General features: G+C 65.3%; 17 protein-coding genes. 16 read left to right on the top strand and 1 reads right to left on the bottom strand.

The genetic code is table 11. The features are described 5' to 3' along the window. Positions 1 to 87 precede the first annotated feature (87 nt). The 13 genes from argS (at position 88) to FHR70_RS17815 (ending at position 13,142) form a co-directional block, all read left to right on the top strand. Positions 88 to 1,848 (top strand): arginine--tRNA ligase, encoded by a 1,761-nt coding sequence (gene argS, locus FHR70_RS17875; RefSeq protein ID WP_183452685.1) that lies wholly within the window; start codon positions 88 to 90, stop codon positions 1,846 to 1,848. 106 nt (positions 1,849 to 1,954) lie between these two features. Further along, on the top strand, positions 1,955 to 3,388 hold the full coding sequence (locus FHR70_RS17870; RefSeq protein ID WP_183452682.1) for an SPOR domain-containing protein: 1,434 nt from the start codon (positions 1,955 to 1,957) through the stop codon (positions 3,386 to 3,388). A gap of 74 nt (positions 3,389 to 3,462) precedes the next feature. Next, positions 3,463 to 4,482, top strand: coding sequence for a beta-N-acetylhexosaminidase (gene nagZ, locus FHR70_RS17865; RefSeq protein WP_183452680.1), 1,020 nt, complete (start codon positions 3,463 to 3,465; stop codon positions 4,480 to 4,482). Between the two features lie 39 nt (positions 4,483 to 4,521). Continuing rightward, entirely contained in the window at positions 4,522 to 5,322 is an 801-nt protein-coding gene (locus tag FHR70_RS17860; protein ID WP_183452678.1) for a segregation and condensation protein A, read from the top strand. Between the two features lies 1 nt (position 5,323). Then, positions 5,324 to 6,043, top strand: coding sequence for an SMC-Scp complex subunit ScpB (gene scpB / locus FHR70_RS17855; RefSeq protein ID WP_210277692.1), 720 nt, complete (start codon positions 5,324 to 5,326; stop codon positions 6,041 to 6,043). Then, a complete protein-coding gene (locus tag FHR70_RS17850; protein ID WP_183452676.1) occupies positions 6,040 to 7,164 on the top strand; it encodes an ABC transporter ATP-binding protein in 1,125 nt (374 codons plus the stop codon). The genes scpB and FHR70_RS17850 overlap by 4 nt, the downstream gene beginning before the upstream one ends. A 58-nt stretch (positions 7,165 to 7,222) precedes the next feature. Continuing rightward, on the top strand, positions 7,223 to 7,465 hold the full coding sequence (locus tag FHR70_RS17845; RefSeq protein WP_181052297.1) for a twin-arginine translocase TatA/TatE family subunit: 243 nt from the start codon (positions 7,223 to 7,225) through the stop codon (positions 7,463 to 7,465). Between the two features lie 74 nt (positions 7,466 to 7,539). Further along, positions 7,540 to 8,100, top strand: coding sequence for a Sec-independent protein translocase protein TatB (gene tatB, locus FHR70_RS17840; RefSeq protein WP_183452674.1), 561 nt, complete (start codon positions 7,540 to 7,542; stop codon positions 8,098 to 8,100). Next, positions 8,097 to 8,900 carry a twin-arginine translocase subunit TatC gene (tatC, locus tag FHR70_RS17835; RefSeq protein ID WP_183452672.1) on the top strand — a complete coding sequence of 268 codons (804 nt, stop codon included), beginning with the start codon at positions 8,097 to 8,099 and terminating at the stop codon, positions 8,898 to 8,900. Before tatB ends, tatC begins: the two co-directional genes overlap by 4 nt. Before the next feature lie 99 nt (positions 8,901 to 8,999). Further along, positions 9,000 to 10,361, top strand: a complete 1,362-nt coding sequence (gene serS / locus FHR70_RS17830; RefSeq protein ID WP_183452670.1) for a serine--tRNA ligase — start codon at positions 9,000 to 9,002, stop codon at positions 10,359 to 10,361. Between the two features lie 3 nt (positions 10,362 to 10,364). Then, a complete protein-coding gene (gene surE, locus FHR70_RS17825) occupies positions 10,365 to 11,126 on the top strand; it encodes a 5'/3'-nucleotidase SurE (RefSeq protein WP_183452668.1) in 762 nt (253 codons plus the stop codon). A gap of 16 nt (positions 11,127 to 11,142) precedes the next feature. After that, complete coding sequence (locus FHR70_RS17820) at positions 11,143 to 11,829, top strand: protein-L-isoaspartate O-methyltransferase family protein (RefSeq protein ID WP_183452666.1); 687 nt, start codon at positions 11,143 to 11,145, stop codon at positions 11,827 to 11,829. Between the two features lie 263 nt (positions 11,830 to 12,092). Next, a complete protein-coding gene (locus FHR70_RS17815; RefSeq protein WP_343058841.1) occupies positions 12,093 to 13,142 on the top strand; it encodes a peptidoglycan DD-metalloendopeptidase family protein in 1,050 nt (349 codons plus the stop codon). A gap of 259 nt (positions 13,143 to 13,401) precedes the next feature. Here the strand turns inward: FHR70_RS17815 and FHR70_RS17810 are convergent, their stop codons facing one another. After that, entirely contained in the window at positions 13,402 to 14,277 is an 876-nt protein-coding gene (locus FHR70_RS17810) for an ATP-binding protein (RefSeq protein ID WP_183452662.1), read from the bottom strand. 255 nt (positions 14,278 to 14,532) lie between these two features. Here FHR70_RS17810 and yajC point away from each other — a divergent pair, with 255 nt between their 5' ends. The 3 genes from yajC to secF all read left to right on the top strand — a co-directional run bounded on the left by yajC (position 14,533) and on the right by secF (position 17,455). Further along, positions 14,533 to 14,811, top strand: a complete 279-nt coding sequence (gene yajC / locus FHR70_RS17805; RefSeq protein WP_183452660.1) for a preprotein translocase subunit YajC — start codon at positions 14,533 to 14,535, stop codon at positions 14,809 to 14,811. Positions 14,812 to 14,896: 85 nt separating this feature from the next. Next, positions 14,897 to 16,504 carry a protein translocase subunit SecD gene (gene secD / locus FHR70_RS17800; RefSeq protein WP_183452658.1) on the top strand — a complete coding sequence of 536 codons (1,608 nt, stop codon included), beginning with the start codon at positions 14,897 to 14,899 and terminating at the stop codon, positions 16,502 to 16,504. Positions 16,505 to 16,516: 12 nt separating this feature from the next. Further along, positions 16,517 to 17,455, top strand: a complete 939-nt coding sequence (gene secF, locus FHR70_RS17795) for a protein translocase subunit SecF (RefSeq protein ID WP_183452656.1) — start codon at positions 16,517 to 16,519, stop codon at positions 17,453 to 17,455. Positions 17,456 to 17,458 lie beyond the last annotated feature (3 nt).

The raw sequence follows: 17,458 nt of genomic DNA, 5'->3' as shown, positions 1-17,458 counted from the left end.
GACGGCCTGACGGCCTCCTCAGGATGAGGGCTCAGGAAGCGTTTTCCGGCTGTGGTCGGGCCGTTGCGCCCAGTTGAGAAGAGTACCATGAACATTTTCGGGCTGTTCGAAAAGCGGGTTGCAGATGCGCTTGGCCGGTTGGCCGCGGCGGGGAAGATTCCATCGGAGCTGGATTTCAGCCGCGTCGTGGTCGAGCCGCCGCGCGATCCCTCCCATGGCGACCTCGCCACGAACGCCGCCATGGTGCTGGCCAAGGAAGCGCGCATGAACCCGCGTGCCCTGGCCGAGCTGCTCGTCGCCGATCTCCAGGACGATCCACGCGTCACCAAGGTCGAGATCGCCGGCCCCGGGTTCATCAACATCCGCCTGAACGCCGACGTGCTGCACGAGGTGCTGCGCGCAGCCGTGGTCGACGCCAGCGGCTTCGGCCGGAGCGACCAGGGGGCGGGCACCCCCGTAAACGTGGAATATGTCTCGGCGAACCCGACCGGCCCCATGCATGTGGGCCATTGCCGTGGCGCCGTGTTCGGCGACGCGCTCGCCGGGCTGCTCGACTTCGCCGGCTACAAGGTCACCCGCGAGTACTACATCAACGATGCCGGCGCGCAGGTCGATGTGCTCGCCCGCTCGGCCTATCTCCGCTACAAGGAGGCCCTGGGTGAGGCAATCGGCGAGATCCCGGAGGGACTCTATCCGGGGGATTACCTGAAGCCCGTCGGCGAATTGCTCGCCAAGGAGCATGGCCAGAGCCTGCTCGACAAACCGGAAGAAGAGTGGCTGCCGCTCGTGCGCGAGGCGTCCATCAACGCCATGATGGAGATGATCCGCAACGATCTCGCAGTGCTCAACATCCACCACGACGTGTTCTTCTCCGAGCGCTCCCTGCAACTCGGCGCCGAGGATCAGGTCAAGGCGCTGATTGAGGGGCTGCGCTCGCGCGACCTCGTCTATATGGGCCGCCTGCCGCCGCCCAAGGGGCAGAAGGACGAGGATTGGGAGGACCGCGAGCAGCTCCTGTTCCGCGCCACCGCCTTCGGCGACGAGGTGGACCGTCCGCTGCTGAAGTCCGACGGCTCCTACACCTATTTCGCCTCCGACATCGCCTATCACCGCTCCAAGTTCGAGCGCGGCTTCGCCTCCATGATCGACGTCTGGGGTGCGGACCACGGCGGCTACGTGAAGCGCATGCAGGCGGCCGTGAAGGCCGTTTCCGACAATCAGGCGGACCTCGACGTGAAGCTCTGCCAGCTGGTGAAGCTGCTGCGCGGCGGCGAGCCGGTGAAGATGTCGAAGCGCTCGGGCGACTTCGTGACCCTGCGCGAGGTAGTCGACGAGGTGGGCCGGGACGCCACCCGCTTCATGATGATCTTCCGCAAGAACGACGCGACCCTGGATTTCGACCTCGCCAAGGTGGTCGAGCAGTCCAAGGACAACCCGGTCTTCTACGTCCAATACGCCCATGCCCGCTGCGCCTCCGTGTTCCGGCAGGCGGCCGAGGCGTTCCCGGGCGCGGATTTCTCGGCGGCTCAGCTTGAGAGGGCCGACCTGTCGATTCTGGGTGACGAAGCGGAAATGGACATCATCCACCGCATCGCCCAGTTCCCGAGGGTTATCGAGGCGGCGGCGGAAGCACATGAGCCGCATCGGGTGGCTTTTTACCTCTATGATCTCGCCAGCGCCTTCCATAGCTTATGGAATAAGGGCAAAGACTTGCCGCAATTACGCTTTGTTAATCTAACTGATAAAGATTCAACACAGGCGAGGCTCGCTCTCGTGCATGCCCTGAAGGGTGTGCTCGCATCTGGTCTCGCAATCCTGGGCGTTACGGCACCCGACGAAATGCGATAGTGTTTCCTGAGGCGGATCAAGCGCTTAGGAGGTTTCGCGTCGGGTCCTGTCGCGTCGTGCCTGCGGAGCAGTTGGTGCTCCTGTCGCGTAACTGGAGATCCGGCGCATGAGCGAATCAGTGAAGCCCCGTTTTGCCATCGACCTCAACGAGATCGAGAGGCAACTCGCCCAGGCGGGCTCCCCGCAGAGCCATCAGGCCTCTGCCTCGCGGAACGATCCGCTGGCGGAATTGGCCCGCATTGTGGGGCAGGACGATCCTTTTCAATCGATTTTAGCCAATGACGGCTCGTCGCGCCCCCGCCAGCAGACCGCATCGGTCGACGACCTTTTTGCCGTCCGCGACACTGTGACGCCCATGACCCGCGAGGTCCCGGTTCGTGCGCCTCACGCAGGTCAGGCCCAGCAGTCTTATGGTCAGGGCGGGTATGATCACGCTCGAGCCTCCGAGCCGCCCTATGCCCATCAGCCTGTCCATCAGGGCCAAGCCTATGACGAGCAGGACTCGTACGGCAACGAAGCCTATGCTCAGGACTATTACTCGGATCAGGCTGCCCAGTATCCCGACCAGGGCTATGACGACGCCGACCGCCTCCAGTATCCGCCGGTGGAGAAGACCCGCTCGCGGAAGGGGCCTGTTGCCATCGCGGCCGTGATCGGCGCTCTGGTGCTCGGCGGCGGCGGAGCCTATCTGGCCTCGGGCTCGTCCTCGATCACGGGCGGCGAGCCGCCGTTGATCAAGGCGAACAACGAGCCCACCAAGGTGCAGCCGCAGAATCCGGGCGGGGTCGAGATCCCGAACCAGAACAAGCAGATCTACGAGCGCGCCAGCCAGGACGGCGCCACCAAGGTGGTCAATCGCGAGGAGCAGCCCGTCGACGTGCAGCAGGCCGTGCGCATGAACGGCAATGCCGTGGCGGACGCCACCGGCGGCGCCATCGGTGCATCGGGCAAGCCGCAGCATACCGCCAGCCTGAACCTCGGCGAGCCGAAGAAGGTCCGCACCGTCACGATCCGTCCCGACGGAACCGTCGCCGGCGAGGCACCGGCTCCCCAGCCCATGGCTCCGGCGGCCATGACCCTGCCGCCGCAGGCCCAGCCTGCTCCGGTTCACACGGCTTCGGCTCAAATTCCGGCGGCACAGCCCCGGCCGGTTGCCAGCACCCCGGTGGCGGCTCCCGCCACGCCAGCCCCGACCCCCAAGCCCGCTCCGGCCGCAGCGACGCCTTCCAGCACCCCGGCGCCGCAGCAGGTCGCCTCAGTCCAGCCGGTTGCCCCGGCGGCTGCGGAAACCACCCCGACCGGCGGCTTCGCCGTGCAGCTCGGCACCGCCGGCTCTGAGGCGGCCGCGCAGTCGGTCCTCGCCTCGGCCCAGCGCAAATATGCCGATCTCGGAGGCGTGCCCGGGATGATCCGCAAGGCTGAGGTGAACGGCAGCACGGTCTATCGCGTCCGTGTCGGGCCCATGGCCAAGGAGGAGGCCTCGTCGCTCTGCTCCAAGCTCCAAGGCCAGGGCGGCCAGTGCTTCGTGGCCAAGAACTGAAGAAGTTTGGAACTGAACAAGCTTGGCAACCAAGATTTCTTGACCCTGCCGAGCAGGGGACGTAAGGCGCGGGTATGACCACCCGCGCCTTTATTGCTGGATGCTCCGGCCTTGAGCTCACTCCCGACGAGGCTGCCTTCTTCCGGGAAGCGCAGCCCTGGGGCTTCATCCTGTTCCGCCGCAATGTGGGCAGCCCTGAGCAGGTGAGGGCGCTCTGCGCTTCCTTGAGGGATACGATCGGACGAACCGATGCCCCGATCCTCATCGATCAGGAGGGCGGCCGGGTTCAGCGCATGGGACCGCCGCATTGGTCGAAATACCCGTCCGGACGCACCTATGGGCAGCTGCACGCCAACGATCCTCTCGTCCAACGGGAGATCACCCGGCTCGGAGCGCGGCTGATCGCCCACGATCTGCGATCCGTCGGCGTGACCGTGGATTGCCTGCCCGTTCTCGACGTGCCGTCGCCGGGCGCTCACGACGTGATCGGCGACCGGGCCTATGGCAGGACGCCCGCTCAGGTGGCCGTGCTCGGCCGCGCTGCCGCCGAGGGCCTGCTGGCCGGCGGCGTGCTGCCGGTGGTCAAGCACATGCCGGGCCACGGCCGGGCTGGGGCCGACAGCCATCTGGCGCTCCCCGTGGTCGAGGCCTCCCGCGAGGAGCTGGAGCGGCACGATTTCGCGCCCTTCCGGATGCTCACCGACATGCCGCTCGCGATGACGGCCCACGTGGTCTACACGGCTCTCGACCCGGAGAACCCCGCCACCACCTCCCGCATCGTCATGGAGGAGATCATCCGCGACTATCTCGGCTATGACGGGCTGGTCATGACCGATGACCTCTCCATGCACGCCCTTTCAGGATCGTTCCGGGGGCGAACCGAAGCCGCCTTCGCGGCCGGCTGCGACATGGCCCTGCACTGCAATGGTCAAATGGAGGAGATGAGCGCAGTGGCCGAGGCCGCTCCCGTCCTGGAGGGCGATGCCCTGCGCCGCGCTAACGCTGCGTTAGCGCGCATCACCCACGATCCGGAGCCTCTGGATCCTGTGGATGCCCGGGCGCGGCTCGATTCTGCTCTTGCGATGATCGCGTAAAGCTAATGAAGCTTCGAACTCTGTGAGTTGAGTACGATCATGGCGAACCCCTTACCCTTCGAGGATGTTGAGCGCACCGAGCGGGCTGAAAGCGAGCCCGCTCTGCTCGTCGACGTGGACGGGTTCGAAGGGCCGCTCGATCTTCTGCTCGAACTGGCTCGTCGCCAGAAGGTCGACCTTCACCGGATCTCGATCCTGGCTCTGGCCGAGCAGTACATCACCTTCATCGAGGCGGCGCGACGCATGCGCCTGGAGCTTGCGGCCGATTACCTCGTGATGGCGGCGTGGCTGGCCTATCTCAAGTCCCGTCTCCTGCTGCCCGAGCCGCCTAAGGGCGAGGAGCCGAGCGCCGAGGATCTCGCCTCGGCCTTGGCCCTGCGCCTGCGCCGCCTGGAGGCCATCCGTGAGGCGGCGAAGAGGATGGGCGAGCGCGCCTGGCTCGGCCGCGACGTGTTTGCCCGCGGCGCCCCGGAGCCGGTCATCATCAACCGGGATTCTCACTACGAGGCGAGCCTCTACGATCTGCTCAAAGCCTATGCCCAGCAGCGGCAGATCCAGTTCAACGCCAGGGTTTCCCTGCACAAGCGCAATGTTTGGTCCCTGGTCGAGGCCCGCGAGGCCTTGGAGCGTCTGGTCGGTCACCTGAACGATTGGGTGACCCTCGACACCTATCTTGTGGAATACATGGTCGAGCCCGCCATGCGCCCGACCGTTCTGGCCTCGGCTCTCTCCGCCACCCTGGAGATGGTGCGCGAGGGCAAGCTCACGGTCCGCCAGGACGAGGCCTTCGCACCGGTCTGGGTCAAACCCGTCGCCGATCCGGCCGAGGCAGGAGTTTAGGATGCTGCCCGACATGCAGGACGAAGCCCCCGAGACCATGGACGACGTTGCCCCCGAGGTCAGTCACGTGCCCGACCATGGCGAGGCCATGCGCATCGCCGAGGCGCTTCTGTTCGCTGCCGCTGCGCCTTTGAGCGCCCAGGAACTGGGCGGCCGCCTGCCGGAAGGCGCCGATGTGGAGAAGATCCTTCAGGACCTCACCGAGCTTTATGCCCTGCGGGGCGTCAATCTCGTCAGGGTGGCCGGCAAATGGACGTTCCGCACGGCGAGCGATCTGTCCTTCGTGCTCGCCCGCGACGTGGTCGAGCAGCGCAGGCTCTCCCGCGCCGCCATGGAGACGCTGGCCATCATCGCCTATCACCAGCCGGTGACCCGGGCCGAGATCGAGGAGATCCGCGGTGTCGCCACCTCGAAGGGTACCATCGACACGCTCCTGGAGACGGGTTGGATCCGCCTGCGCGGCCGCAGGAAGGCGCCCGGGCGCCCGGTCACCTACGGCACGACGCCGGCCTTCCTGGAGCATTTCGGCCTCGACGCCATCGAGGATCTGCCGGGCCTCGAGGAGTTGAAGGGCGCGGGCTTCATCGAGGGTCGTGTTCCGTCCGACTTCTCGGTGCCGGTCCCGTCCGATGCCGATGCCCTGCGCGAGGATGAGGACCCTCTCGAGGACGATCTCCTGCAGCCTCTGGACATGCACCAGACCGAGGCCGGCGAGGAATGACCGACAGGCCCGCCGGCCTCGCCCGCGACCGGTTCCGTTTGCCCCGCTGGGGCCAGCGTGGCACAGCGGGCGCTTCGATCCCGGCCCAGCTGACTTTTGAGAACATCGTCCAGGTCTATGGCAGCCAGCGTGCCCTCGACGGGGTCTCGCTCACCATCGAGCCAGGGGAGATCGTCTGTCTGCTCGGCCATTCCGGCTGCGGGAAGACGACCCTGCTGCGCATTGCGGCTGGCGTGGAGGCTCCAACCTCCGGCCGGGTGCTCATGGACGGCATGGAGGCGAGCGGGCCCAAGACCTTTTTGGAGCCCGAGAAGCGCGGCATCGGGCTGATGTTCCAGGATTATGCCCTGTTCCCGCACATGACGATTCTGCAGAACATCATGTTCGGCCTAAAAGATCTCTCGGCCTCCGAGGCCGGGGTCGCGGCCCGCCGGGCCCTGTCCCGCGTCGGCCTGGAGCATTACGCCAACGAGTACCCGCACACCCTGTCGGGCGGCGAGCAGCAGCGGGTGGCGCTGGCCCGCTCCATCGCGCCCCGTCCCGGCGTGCTGCTCATGGACGAGCCCTTCTCCAACCTCGACCGGCGCATGCGCGATGCGATCCGCGACGAGACCGTCGCAATTCTGAGAGAAACCGGCGCTACGACCATTGTTGTGACCCACGACCCGGAGGAGGCGATGCGGATCGCCGACCGGATCGTTTTGATGCGGGCAGGCCGGATCATCCAGCAGGGCGAGGCCGAGGAGATCTACCGGCGGCCGGAAAACCTCTTCGCGGCCCGGTTCTTCTGCGACTTCAACGAGCTTGAGGGCGTGGTTCGCAATGGCCAGGTAAGTTGTCCGGTCGGCGTCTTTCCGGCGCCGCATCTGGCGGATGGCCCTGCCATCGTCTGCGTGCGTCCGCAGGGGGTGAGACTGCGGCCGGCGGGCTTCTGCCTGCCTGGACGGGTGGTCTCGCGCCGGTTCCTCGGGGAGGTCGATCTGGTCCATATCGACGTGCAGGGCGTCGACCGTCCGCTCCAGGCCCGTGTTCACGATCCTGTGGACGTGAAGGAAGGGCAGGATGTGGGCATCGATGTCGATACGAAGGATGTCCTTGTTTTCGCCGCGTCCGACGCATAGGTTGACGGCGAGTTCCTAATCTGAAACGCCGCGCCCTACGGGGCGCAGGAGGATTGCCATGGGTGGCACGAGTATTTGGCACTGGATCGTTGTAGGTCTGATCGTTGTCCTGCTGTTCGGACGCGGCAAGATCTCCGACATGATGGGCGATGTCGCAAAGGGCATCAAAGCCTTCAAGAAGGGGATGTCCGAGGACGACACTCCGGCAAAGCCGGTTCAGCCCTCCGAGCCGGTCCGGACCATCGATCATCAGAACGGCACGACCACCACGACCGTCACGACGGATCACAAGGTCGGCTAAGCTTTCGTCAGCCGCCGCTTCATGCGGTGGATTCAGTACGCGTGAGTACCTAAAGGCAGGTTCGAGGCCACGTCATGTTGGACATGAGCTGGGGTGAGATCATGGTGATCGGCGCCGTCGCGCTGATCGTGATCGGCCCGAAGGATCTGCCGAAGGCCCTGCGGACTGTTGGGCAGATGACCGCCAAGGTCCGCCGCATGGCGTCGGAGTTCCAGGGCCAGTTCAACGAGGCCATGCGGGAAGCCGAACTCGACGAGGTCAAGAAGCAGCTCCAGAGCGTGAACGAGTCCGTTCCATCGCTCAACACGAGCTTCAACCCGATCCAGACGATCCGGGATGAGCTGAAGACCTCCATCGAGGCGCCTGTTGCAACCCCGGAGAAAGCGCCCGAGCCTGCGAGCACTTCGGAGGATGCCCCGGAGATCGCTCAAGCGCCTTCCGACGCTTCGGTGCAGGCCGTGGTCGAGGGGCGGGAGCCGGCGCCCGCCGATCCGCTCGTCGACCTGCCGCTTCCGCCAGCCGTCGATCCGGCAACGGAGATCGCCGAGTCCCTGCGACGGGAAGCAGAATACGAAGCCCAGCAGGCTGCACTTGCTGCACAATTGTCAGAAAAACCGGACGCGAAAGTCGGATGACCACTGCCGTTGAACAGGACGAGGTCGAGGCTTCGCGCGCGCCTCTGATCGAGCATCTGACCGAACTGCGCTCGCGCCTCATCAAGGCGCTGGTCGCCTTCGTGGTGCTGTTCTTCGTCTGCTTTGCCGGCGCGAAATACATCTACAACGCCCTGGTCTGGCCTTACGTGCTCGCCGTCGGCTCGCCTGAGAAGGCCCATCTCGTCTATACCCACGGCCTGGAATATCTGTTCACCCAGATCCAGGTCGCAGCCTTCGGTGCGGGCTTCCTGGCCTTCCCGGTCATCGCCATTCAGATCTACAAGTTCGTGGCGCCGGGCCTCTACAAGAACGAGCGCCGAGCCTTCGTCCCGTACCTGTTTGCAACGCCGGTTCTCTTCACGATCGGCGCGGCCTGCGTCTACTTCATTGCCATGCCGCTGCTCATGCGCTTCTCCGTGGGCATGCAGCAGCTGGCGACGGACTCCAGCCCCTCCATCGAGTTCCTGCCGAAGGTCAGCGAGTACCTGTCGCTGATCATGACCTTGATCTTCGCCTTCGGCGTCTGCTTCCAGCTCCCGGTGATCCTGACCCTGTTGGCTCGGGCAGGGATCATCGATTCGCAGTTTCTGAAGGACAAACGCCGTTACGCCATCGTCATCGTGTTCGTGATTGCCGCGGTTCTCACCCCGCCCGACGTGATCAGCCAGTTCGCCCTTGCGGTCCCCACCTTGCTTCTTTACGAGGCATCCATCTTCTCTGTCCGTATGGTCGAGAAGAAGCGTGCGGAAGCCGAGGCCGCGCGCGCGGCAGAGGAGTAGGGCCTGCGGGCTCTAAACACCAGCCGCCACCCTCGGCACGAGTTGAAGGGGCGGCTTTGTCGAAAAGGCGGGCCGCCTGACGAAGCAGGTCCTCATCCCATGCACGACATCCGTTCCATCCGCGAGAATCCCGCGGCTTTCGACCAAGGCCTCCGGAACCGGGGCATGGAGCCCTTGTCCGCGCAGCTGATCGCCCTCGACGACCAGCGCAAGAGCGCCATCTCGGCCCTGCAGGCCGCTACCGAGCGCCGCAATGCCATGTCCAAGGAGATCGGCCAGGCCAAGGCCAAAAAGGACGAGGCGCGGGCGAGTGAGCTGATGGCCGAGGTGGGCCGGATCAAGGAGACGATGCCCGAGCTGGAAGAGGCCGAGCGCGTCGCCGAGAAGGCCCTGTTCGATGCGCTTGCCGCCATTCCCAACATCCCGAAGCCGGACGTGCCCGTTGGAGCCGACGAGCACGGCAACGTGGAGCGTCACCGGGTCGGCATGCCGCGCATGTCGAACAGCGCCAAGCAGCATTTCGAGATCGGCGAAGCCCTCGGCCTGATGGATTTCGAGACGGCCGCGAAACTCTCCGGTTCGCGCTTTGTCGTGCTCAAGGCTGGGCTCGCGCGCCTGGAGCGCGCACTCGGCCAGTTCATGATCGACCTGCACGTCAACGAGCATGGCTACACGGAAGTGAACCCGCCGCTGCTGGTGCGCGACGACGTCATGTTCGGCACGGCGCAGTTGCCGAAGTTCGAGGACGATCAGTTCTGGGCCTTCCCGGGCAATTCGCTCGAACAGGTCATGCAAGCTGCTCTCGAAGGCCAGCCACGCGATGCCGTCGCCAAGATGATCAAGGACACCCGCTACGGCATGATTCCGACCGCCGAGGTGACGCTCACGAATCTCGTGCGCGAGCAGATTCTCTCAGAGGAGGAACTGCCGCTGCGCTTCACCGCGCTCACCCCGAGCTTCCGCGCCGAGGCGGGCTCCGCCGGTCGCGATACGCGCGGCATGATCCGCCAGCATCAGTTCGTGAAATGCGAGCTCGTCTCGATCACCACGCCTGAGACTTCCGCCGACGAGCACGAGCGCATGCTGACCAGCGCCGAGAACGTGCTGAAGAAGCTGGAGTTGCCGTTCCGCACCATGACGCTCTGCACGGGAGACATGGGCTTCGCCTCGACCAAGACTTACGACATCGAGGTTTGGCTGCCGGGGCAGGGGGCTTATCGCGAGATTTCGAGCTGCTCGGTCTGCTCGGATTTCCAGGCCCGGCGCATGAACGCCCGCTACCGCGCCGCCGGCGAGAAGCAGCCGCGCTTCGTGCACACGCTCAACGGCTCAGGGCTTGCGGTCGGTCGCACCCTCGTGGCGGTGCTGGAGAACTACCAGAACGAGGACGGCAGCGTCACGATCCCGTCTGTGCTGCAATCCTATATGGGCGGTCTCACCCGTATCGAGCGTCAGGCTTAGAACATGCGCATTCTCTGCACCAACGACGACGGCATTCATGCACCGGGGCTGAAGACCCTAGAGGCCATCGCCCGCGCGCTGTCGGACGACGTGTGGGTCGTGGCGCCCGAGACGGATCAGAGCGGCGTCGCCCACTCGCTCTCGCTCAACGATCCGCTGCGCCTGCGCGAGATCTCCAGCCGGCACTTCGCCGTCAGGGGCACGCCGACGGATTGCGTGATCATGGGCGTGCGCCACCTCATGCAGGACGCCAAGCCCGATCTCGTGCTCTCCGGCGTGAATCGCGGGCAGAACGTGGCCGAGGACGTGACCTATTCCGGCACGGTGGCGGGCGCCATCGAGGGCACGATCCTCGGTGTTCCCTCCATCGCGCTCTCCCAGGCCTACGGCCCCACCACGCGCGATGCGCCGCGCTGGCAATGCGCCGAGCATCACGGCCCCAAGGTGGTGCGTAAGATCCTCGAAGCTGGTGTGGACAAGGGCATCTTGGTCAACGTGAACTTCCCGGATTGCGAGCCGGAGGACGTCGAGGGGACGGCTCTCGTCAATCAGGGCCAGCGCACGCAGGAGCTTCTGCGGCTCGACGAGCGCCGGGACGGGCGTGGCAACCCTTACTTCTGGATCGCCTTCGAGCGTCGTCCCTTCACGCCCGGCAACGGCACCGATCTCTGGGCCATCGCCAACCGGCGCATCGCCGTCACGCCATTGCGCATCGACATGACCGACGAGCCGACCCTCACCCGCTACGCGCAGGCCTTCGGCTGATGAGGGTACTGGCGCGATGAATCGTGATCTGCCGTACTTGCCAGAGGTGGATGATGCCCGTGGCGAGCAGGCGGCGATCGGGGCCGCGTCGTTCATCCTATCGTTGCGGGCGAAAGGCATCCGCGACACGGCCCTCCTGCGGGCCATGGAGTTGGTGCCGCGCGAGGTCTTCGCCCCGCGCCGCTTCACCGATCTCGCTCGTACCGACGTCGCCCTGCCTCTGCCCTGCGGCCAGACGATGACCGGCCCTGCGACCGTGGCCGCCATGCTGCTGGCGCTGGGCGTGCAGCCCGGCCAGCGCGTGCTGGAGGTCGGCACAGGCAGCGGCTACGTGACGGCGCTCCTGGCGCGGCTCGGGGCCGAGGTGACGAGCGTCGAGCGCTTCAACACCCTGGCGGCGGCGGCCGCCCAGCACCTCAAGATCGTAGAGGCGGGCAAGGTTCGTCTGGAGGTGGGCGACGGGCTTGCCACACGGGTGCGGGACCGGTTCGATCGTATTCTGCTGAATGGCGCGCGCCCTGAGCTTCCCGAAGCCCTGATGCCGCTCCTGGGACCTGGAGGGCGCCTCGTGGGAGCGCTGACCGTCGAGGGCATGCCTCGCCTCGTGAAGGTCGAGCGCGGTGCCGATGGGGAACTGACGCAGAGCCTTGGGACGCCACTGCGGATTTCGCCCCTCGTCACCGGCATTGCGGCGACTCTCTAGCGCATCGTGCGGAAAAGTGGAGTCCGGTTTTCCGCGTCAAGCGATGCGCCATAGAGGGAGGAGCATCGGATGGATTCAAAAAATTGCAGGCCACCTTTTGGTCCGATGCTCGCCCGAATCGAAATTTTTTTCGACAAGGTTACGGCTAAGTGCGAGCCATCAACCGTTGCTTAACCTGAACAGGCTTTTAATAGCCCCATCGAGTTGCGTTCGGTTGGGGTTGAGTGATGCGTTTGCGTGTGAGTTCTGGACATTGGGCTGCGGTGTCTCGGATCGCTCTGGTGGGTTTGATCGGCAGTGCGGCGGCCGCATGCAGCACCGATAGTGCGCGGTTTGCGGAGAACCCCTTCTCGAACCCCTTCGCCGCCAGCGAGCGCATGGACACCGGCGCCTCAGCCCCGTCGCAACCTCAGGCCTCCCCCTCGTACGCGGCCGCTCCGATGCCGACCGCTTCGGTCCAGGCTCAGGCCCTGCCGCCTGTACAGGCCCAGCCCCTGTCGCAGCCCACCCGCATCGCCTCGGCTCCCGCTCCTGTTCAGTCGCGCCCTGCGCCGGCCGTTCAGGCAGCCTCGTCCCAGCCCAAGTTCCGCCTCGTCGACACGTCTAAGGTGCCGGCCGCCACGACACCCGTCGCTGCCGCTGAGCCCGCCCGACGTGTTCGCCCCGGCATGACCGCGACCACAACCGCGCAGGCCCCGGCTCCCGCTGCTCCGGCCCCCGCAAAGTCGCCCCCGATACAGGTCGCGTCGGCCACGAATGAGCCTCTCGTCTCGGCTCCGAAGCCGCTCGTCTCCGCGCCGAAGCCGGTCGTCGAGCAGCCCAAGGTGGCGGCTCTCAGCCAGCCCGAGCCGGTGAAGACCATTGCTCCTGCGCCGGCGGCTCCGGCTCCGCAGCCGGAGGTCGCGAAGGCTCCCGCGCCGGAGCCCGAGGCGACCGCCAGCGTGTCGGGCGACTTCCGCTGGCCGGCCCGCGGCCGCGTCATCGCCGGGTTCGGCGCCAATGGCGGCAACGAGGGCATCAACATCGCCGTTCCCGAAGGCACCCCGGTGAAGGCAACGGAAGCCGGCACCGTGACCTACGCGGGCAGCGAGGTGAAGGGCTACGGCAACCTCGTCCTGATCAAGCACGAGAACGGCTACGTCTCGGCTTATGCCCACAACGGCTCGCTGAGCGTGAAGCGCGGCGAGCAGGTGAAGCGCGGTCAGGTGATCGCGACCTCCGGCCAGACCGGCAACGTGACCTCGCCGCAGCTGCACTTCGAGATCCGCAAGGGTGCGCAGCCCGTCGATCCGATGAAGTATCTCGGCGGCTGATCGCGCACAAAGCTTGCATCGGCTTCTAACTTCGAAGCCGATCAAATGAAGGGACGGTGGGCTCAGCCACCGTCCCTTTGTCGTTTCAACTCCCTTGAGAATAAATGATCCCTCATCCTGAGGAGGTCGCTTAAGCGACCGTCTCGAAGGAGGTTCCAGAGAGCTCTGGAGCCTCCTTCGAGACGCAGCCTCACGGCTGCTCCTCAGGATGAGGGCGAGGGGTAACCAGACCGCCCCTCTGGGCGAGGCGGGTTTACTTTCAGATCGCCTTCCCGAGACGCCCGGCCAAGTCCTGAATGAACTGCCAGGCGGTACGGCCCGAGCGGGCGCCGCGGGTCGTTGCCCACTCAAGGGCTTCCGCGCGGATCGCGTCGCGATCAGCCTGCAGGCCAAGATGATCGACATAGCCGAAGACCATGTCGAGATATTCGTCCTGGCTGCATTTGTGGAAGCCGAGCCACAGGCCGAAGCGGTCGGAGAGCGACACCTTCTCCTCGATGGCCTCGCCCGGATTGATGGCCGTCGAGCGCTCGTTCTCCATCATGTCCCGGGGCAGGAGGTGACGGCGGTTGGACGTGGCGTAGAAGATCACGTTGTCAGGCCGTCCTTCGATCCCGCCCTCCAGCACGGCCTTGAGCGACTTGTACGATGTGTCGTCCGCATCGAAGGACAGGTCGTCGCAGAACACGATGAAGCGGTGCGGATCGGCCCGCAGCAGCCCCATGAGGTCGGGCAGGGTCTCGATGTCCTCGCGATGAATCTCGATCAGCTTCAGGGGGCGGGAATCGGCGGGCCGCGTGTGGTTGATCTCCGCATGAACGGCCTTGACCAGGGACGACTTGCCCATGCCCCGGGCGCCCCAGAGCAGGGCATTGTTGGCCGGAAGCCCCCTGGCGAAGCGGCCGGTATTCTCCGCGAGCTGATCCCGCACCCGGTCGATGCCTCTCAGGAGGCTCATCTCGACCCGGTTCACCTTCGGCACGGGGGAGAGCCTGCGCCCGGCGGCCTGCCAGACGAAAGCGTCGGCAGTCGTCACATCCGCGTGAGCCATGCTGACGGGCGCAAACCGCTCCAGAGCGTCGGCGATGCGCGTCAAAAGCGCCAAGGATTCAGCGGAATTGAGGTCTATGGACATTATGATCAAGGCCATCCGGGGTGGGTGAGGGGATTGCTTAGCGCAGAAAGCGTCAATGGGTCCACCGAGAGGCCTTTGGAAACTCCAGCAACTTCATTGATTTCGGCGAGTCGATGGGTATAGTCCGCCACGCTTTGTATCCCGTCCGGCGCGGGTAGGCCCAAAAGGGCCTGCCACGCGCCTTTATCCATGGAGAGCCGCTTGTTCATTTCACCTGCCTACGCACAAGGGGCCCCCGCGGGGGGCGGAATGGAGATGATCCTTCAATTCGTCCCGTTCATCCTCATTTTCGTCATCATGTGGTTCCTGATCATTCGGCCCCAGCAGCGCCGGGTGAAGACCCACCAGGAGATGATCAAGAATGTGCGCCGCGGCGATACCATCGTCACCTCGGGCGGCATCATCGGCAAGGTCACCAAGGTAACCGAGGATTCGGCCGACATCGAGGTCGAGATTGCCGACGGCGTGAAGGTGAAGGTGGCCCGGGCCATGATCTCCGACGTCCGCTCCAAGAGCGAGCCGGTCAAGGCCTGATGAAGACGAGGCCGGCCCGCCGAGCGCGGATGGGCCGGTTCGCCGCAGCGCGCTGCGGCAGAGAGTGTGAAAGGTTGAGCTGACGATGCTGCGCTTCTCAAGATCGAAGATCATCGCCACGGTGGGGATCATCCTGATCGGCCTGCTCCTGGCGGTTCCGAGCATGATGTCCCGTGAGCAGCGTCAGGCTTATCTGAATGCCATTCCGGGCTGGGTGCCTTCCTGGCTCGTTCCATCCCGCGCCATCGTGCTGGGCCTCGACCTGCAGGGCGGGTCTCACGTTCTCCTCGAGGTCGACAACCAGGATCTGCTGCGCGGTCAGATTACCCTGTTGCGTGACGATGTCCGCCGCATTCTGCGCGACACCCGTGTATCGTCGCAGAACGGCATCCAGACGGTGCAGCGCGGGGTGCAGATCCGCGTGCCGGATGCCGCCGACCGCGACCGACTGCTGCCGCGCCTGCGGGAGCTGTCTCAGCCGACGGGCAATGCCATGCTGGGACAGACCGGCGGCAACACCATCGAGATCAACACCAATCCGGACGGCGTGATCACGCTGACGTACACGGAAGCCGGCATCAGCGAGCGTGTCCGCCGCGCCGTAGATCAATCCATCGAAGTCGTTCGGCGTCGTATCGACGCGACCGGCACCACGGAGCCCAGCATCCAGCGCCAGGGCGCCGACCGCGTGCTCGTCCAGGTTCCAGGCCTTCAGGATCCGCAGCAGCTCAAGGCGCTGCTCGGCGAAACCGGCAACCTTGAGTTTCGCCTCCTTGCTCAGCAGGGTGCAACTGATGTCGACCTGCTTCCCATGGACGATCAAGGCGGCCAGCGCGTTCCGGTCGAGCGCCGGGTCATCGCCGAGGGCGGCGATCTGACGGACGCCCAGCCCGCCTTCGACACCCAGACCAACCAGCCCATCGTCAATTTCCGCTTCAACATCCGCGGCGCGCAGCGCTTCGGTCAGGCGACAACGGAAAACCTCGGGCGCCAGCTCGCCATCGTGCTGGACAACCGGGTGATCTCCGCACCGACGATCCAGTCGCCCATCACCGGCGGCTCTGGTCAGATCTCGGGCAGCTTCACGGTCGAGCAGGTCAACAACCTCGCGGTGCTGCTCCGCTCCGGCGCCCTGCCGGCCAAGCTGACCATCGTCGAGGAGCGCACCGTCGGCCCAGGTCTCGGACGCGACTCCATCGAGGCCGGCAAGATGGCCACCTATGTGGCGGCCATCTTCGTGATCATCTTCATGTTCGCCACCTACGGCCTGTTCGGACTGTTTGCGAACATTGCGCTCCTCGTCCATGTGGGTCTCATCTTCGGCCTCATGTCGGTACTGGAAGCGACGCTGACCCTGCCGGGCATCGCCGGTATCGTGCTCACCATCGGCACCGCGGTCGATTCCAACGTGCTGATCTACGAGCGCATCCGCGAGGAGGTGCGGTCGGGCCGGTCCATCGTGTCGGGCATTCAGGCAGGCTTCGACCGGGCGTTTGCCACCATCGTCGACTCCAACAGCACCATGGCCATTGCGGCGGTGATCCTGTTCTTCCTCGGCTCCGGCCCCGTGCGCGGCTTCGCCGTCGTGTTCATTCTCGGCATCCTGACGACGGTTCTCACCGCCGTGACCCTGACGCGCATGATGATCGCGCTCTGGTATCACTGGATGCGTCCCAAAGCTCTTCCGTTTTAAGGAGTGCGTATCGTGCGCCTCGTTCGCCTCTGGCCCGAAAACTCCCATTTCGACTTCATGCGCTTCAGGCGCTGGTCGTTCCCGCTGTCGGCTGTCATCTCTATCCTGACCGCCCTGATGCTCGTGACCATCGGATTGAACTTCGGCATCGATTTTCGGGGCGGCACGCTCATGGAAATCCAGGCCAAGTCCGGCCAGGCGAACGTCGCTCAGATCCGCCAGACCGCCGAAGGCTTCGGCTTTGGCGATGTCGAGGTGCAGGAGTTCGGCACCGCCGGCGAGGTATCGCTGCGCTTCCCGATCCAGCCCGGCGGAGAGGCTGGACAGACGGCCGTGGTGCAGAAGGCGCGCGATACGTTCAGCGCCGAGTACGACTTCCGCCGCGTCGAGACCGTGGGACCGCGCGTTTCGGGCGAACTCGTGCAGTCCGGCACCATCGGCGTGGTGCTCTCGGTCATCGCCGTTCTGTTCTATCTCTGGTTCCGCTTCGAGCGGGAGCTGGCGATGGCGTCCATCATCGGCACGCTCCATGACATCGTGCTCACCATCGGCTTCTTCGTCATCACCCGCCACGAATTCAACATGACCTCCATCGCGGCGATCCTCACCATCGTGGGCTATTCGCTCAACGAGACCGTGGTGGTGTTCGACCGCACCCGCGAGCTGATGCGCCGCTACAAGACCATGCCGGCCGAGGAGCTGTTGAACCTGTCGATCAACAACACCATGTCCCGCACGATCATGACGGCGACCACGACCGCGCTTTCGCTGCTGGCTCTGGTGCTGTTCGGCGGTCAGGCGATCCAGGGCTTTGCCCAGGTCATGCTCTTCGGCGTTGTCATCTGCACCTATTCGGCCATCTGCATTTCGACCCCCATGCTGATCTATATCGGCCTGCGCGGCTCGGAAGCCGCGAAGGTTCCGGAGGGCAGGGCCGCAGCCGCGGAGTAAGCT

The organism is Microvirga lupini (assembly GCF_014191055.1).
Classification (GTDB): domain Bacteria; phylum Pseudomonadota; class Alphaproteobacteria; order Rhizobiales; family Beijerinckiaceae; genus Microvirga; species Microvirga lupini_A.
The sequence above is the reverse complement of the archived record's forward strand: the minus strand, read 5'-3'. Positions and strand labels throughout refer to the sequence as shown.

What these genes read in the sequence shown, in the direction of transcription:
- tatB (WP_183452674.1), top strand. Translation starts at nt 7,540, where the DNA reads ATGTTGGACATGAGCTGGGGTGAGATCATGGTGATCGGCGCCGTCGCG.
- FHR70_RS17845 (WP_181052297.1), top strand. Translation starts at nt 7,223, where the DNA reads ATGGGTGGCACGAGTATTTGGCACTGGATCGTTGTAGGTCTGATCGTT.
- FHR70_RS17870 (WP_183452682.1), top strand. Translation starts at nt 1,955, where the DNA reads ATGAGCGAATCAGTGAAGCCCCGTTTTGCCATCGACCTCAACGAGATC.
- nagZ (WP_183452680.1), top strand. Translation starts at nt 3,463, where the DNA reads ATGACCACCCGCGCCTTTATTGCTGGATGCTCCGGCCTTGAGCTCACT.
- serS (WP_183452670.1), top strand. Translation starts at nt 9,000, where the DNA reads ATGCACGACATCCGTTCCATCCGCGAGAATCCCGCGGCTTTCGACCAA.
- FHR70_RS17810 (WP_183452662.1), bottom strand. Translation starts at nt 14,277, where the DNA reads ATGTCCATAGACCTCAATTCCGCTGAATCCTTGGCGCTTTTGACGCGC.
- surE (WP_183452668.1), top strand. Translation starts at nt 10,365, where the DNA reads ATGCGCATTCTCTGCACCAACGACGACGGCATTCATGCACCGGGGCTG.
- FHR70_RS17860 (WP_183452678.1), top strand. Translation starts at nt 4,522, where the DNA reads ATGGCGAACCCCTTACCCTTCGAGGATGTTGAGCGCACCGAGCGGGCT.
- secD (WP_183452658.1), top strand. Translation starts at nt 14,897, where the DNA reads ATGCTGCGCTTCTCAAGATCGAAGATCATCGCCACGGTGGGGATCATC.
- FHR70_RS17820 (WP_183452666.1), top strand. Translation starts at nt 11,143, where the DNA reads ATGAATCGTGATCTGCCGTACTTGCCAGAGGTGGATGATGCCCGTGGC.
- scpB (WP_210277692.1), top strand. Translation starts at nt 5,324, where the DNA reads ATGCTGCCCGACATGCAGGACGAAGCCCCCGAGACCATGGACGACGTT.
- yajC (WP_183452660.1), top strand. Translation starts at nt 14,533, where the DNA reads ATGATCCTTCAATTCGTCCCGTTCATCCTCATTTTCGTCATCATGTGG.
- argS (WP_183452685.1), top strand. Translation starts at nt 88, where the DNA reads ATGAACATTTTCGGGCTGTTCGAAAAGCGGGTTGCAGATGCGCTTGGC.
- tatC (WP_183452672.1), top strand. Translation starts at nt 8,097, where the DNA reads ATGACCACTGCCGTTGAACAGGACGAGGTCGAGGCTTCGCGCGCGCCT.
- FHR70_RS17850 (WP_183452676.1), top strand. Translation starts at nt 6,040, where the DNA reads ATGACCGACAGGCCCGCCGGCCTCGCCCGCGACCGGTTCCGTTTGCCC.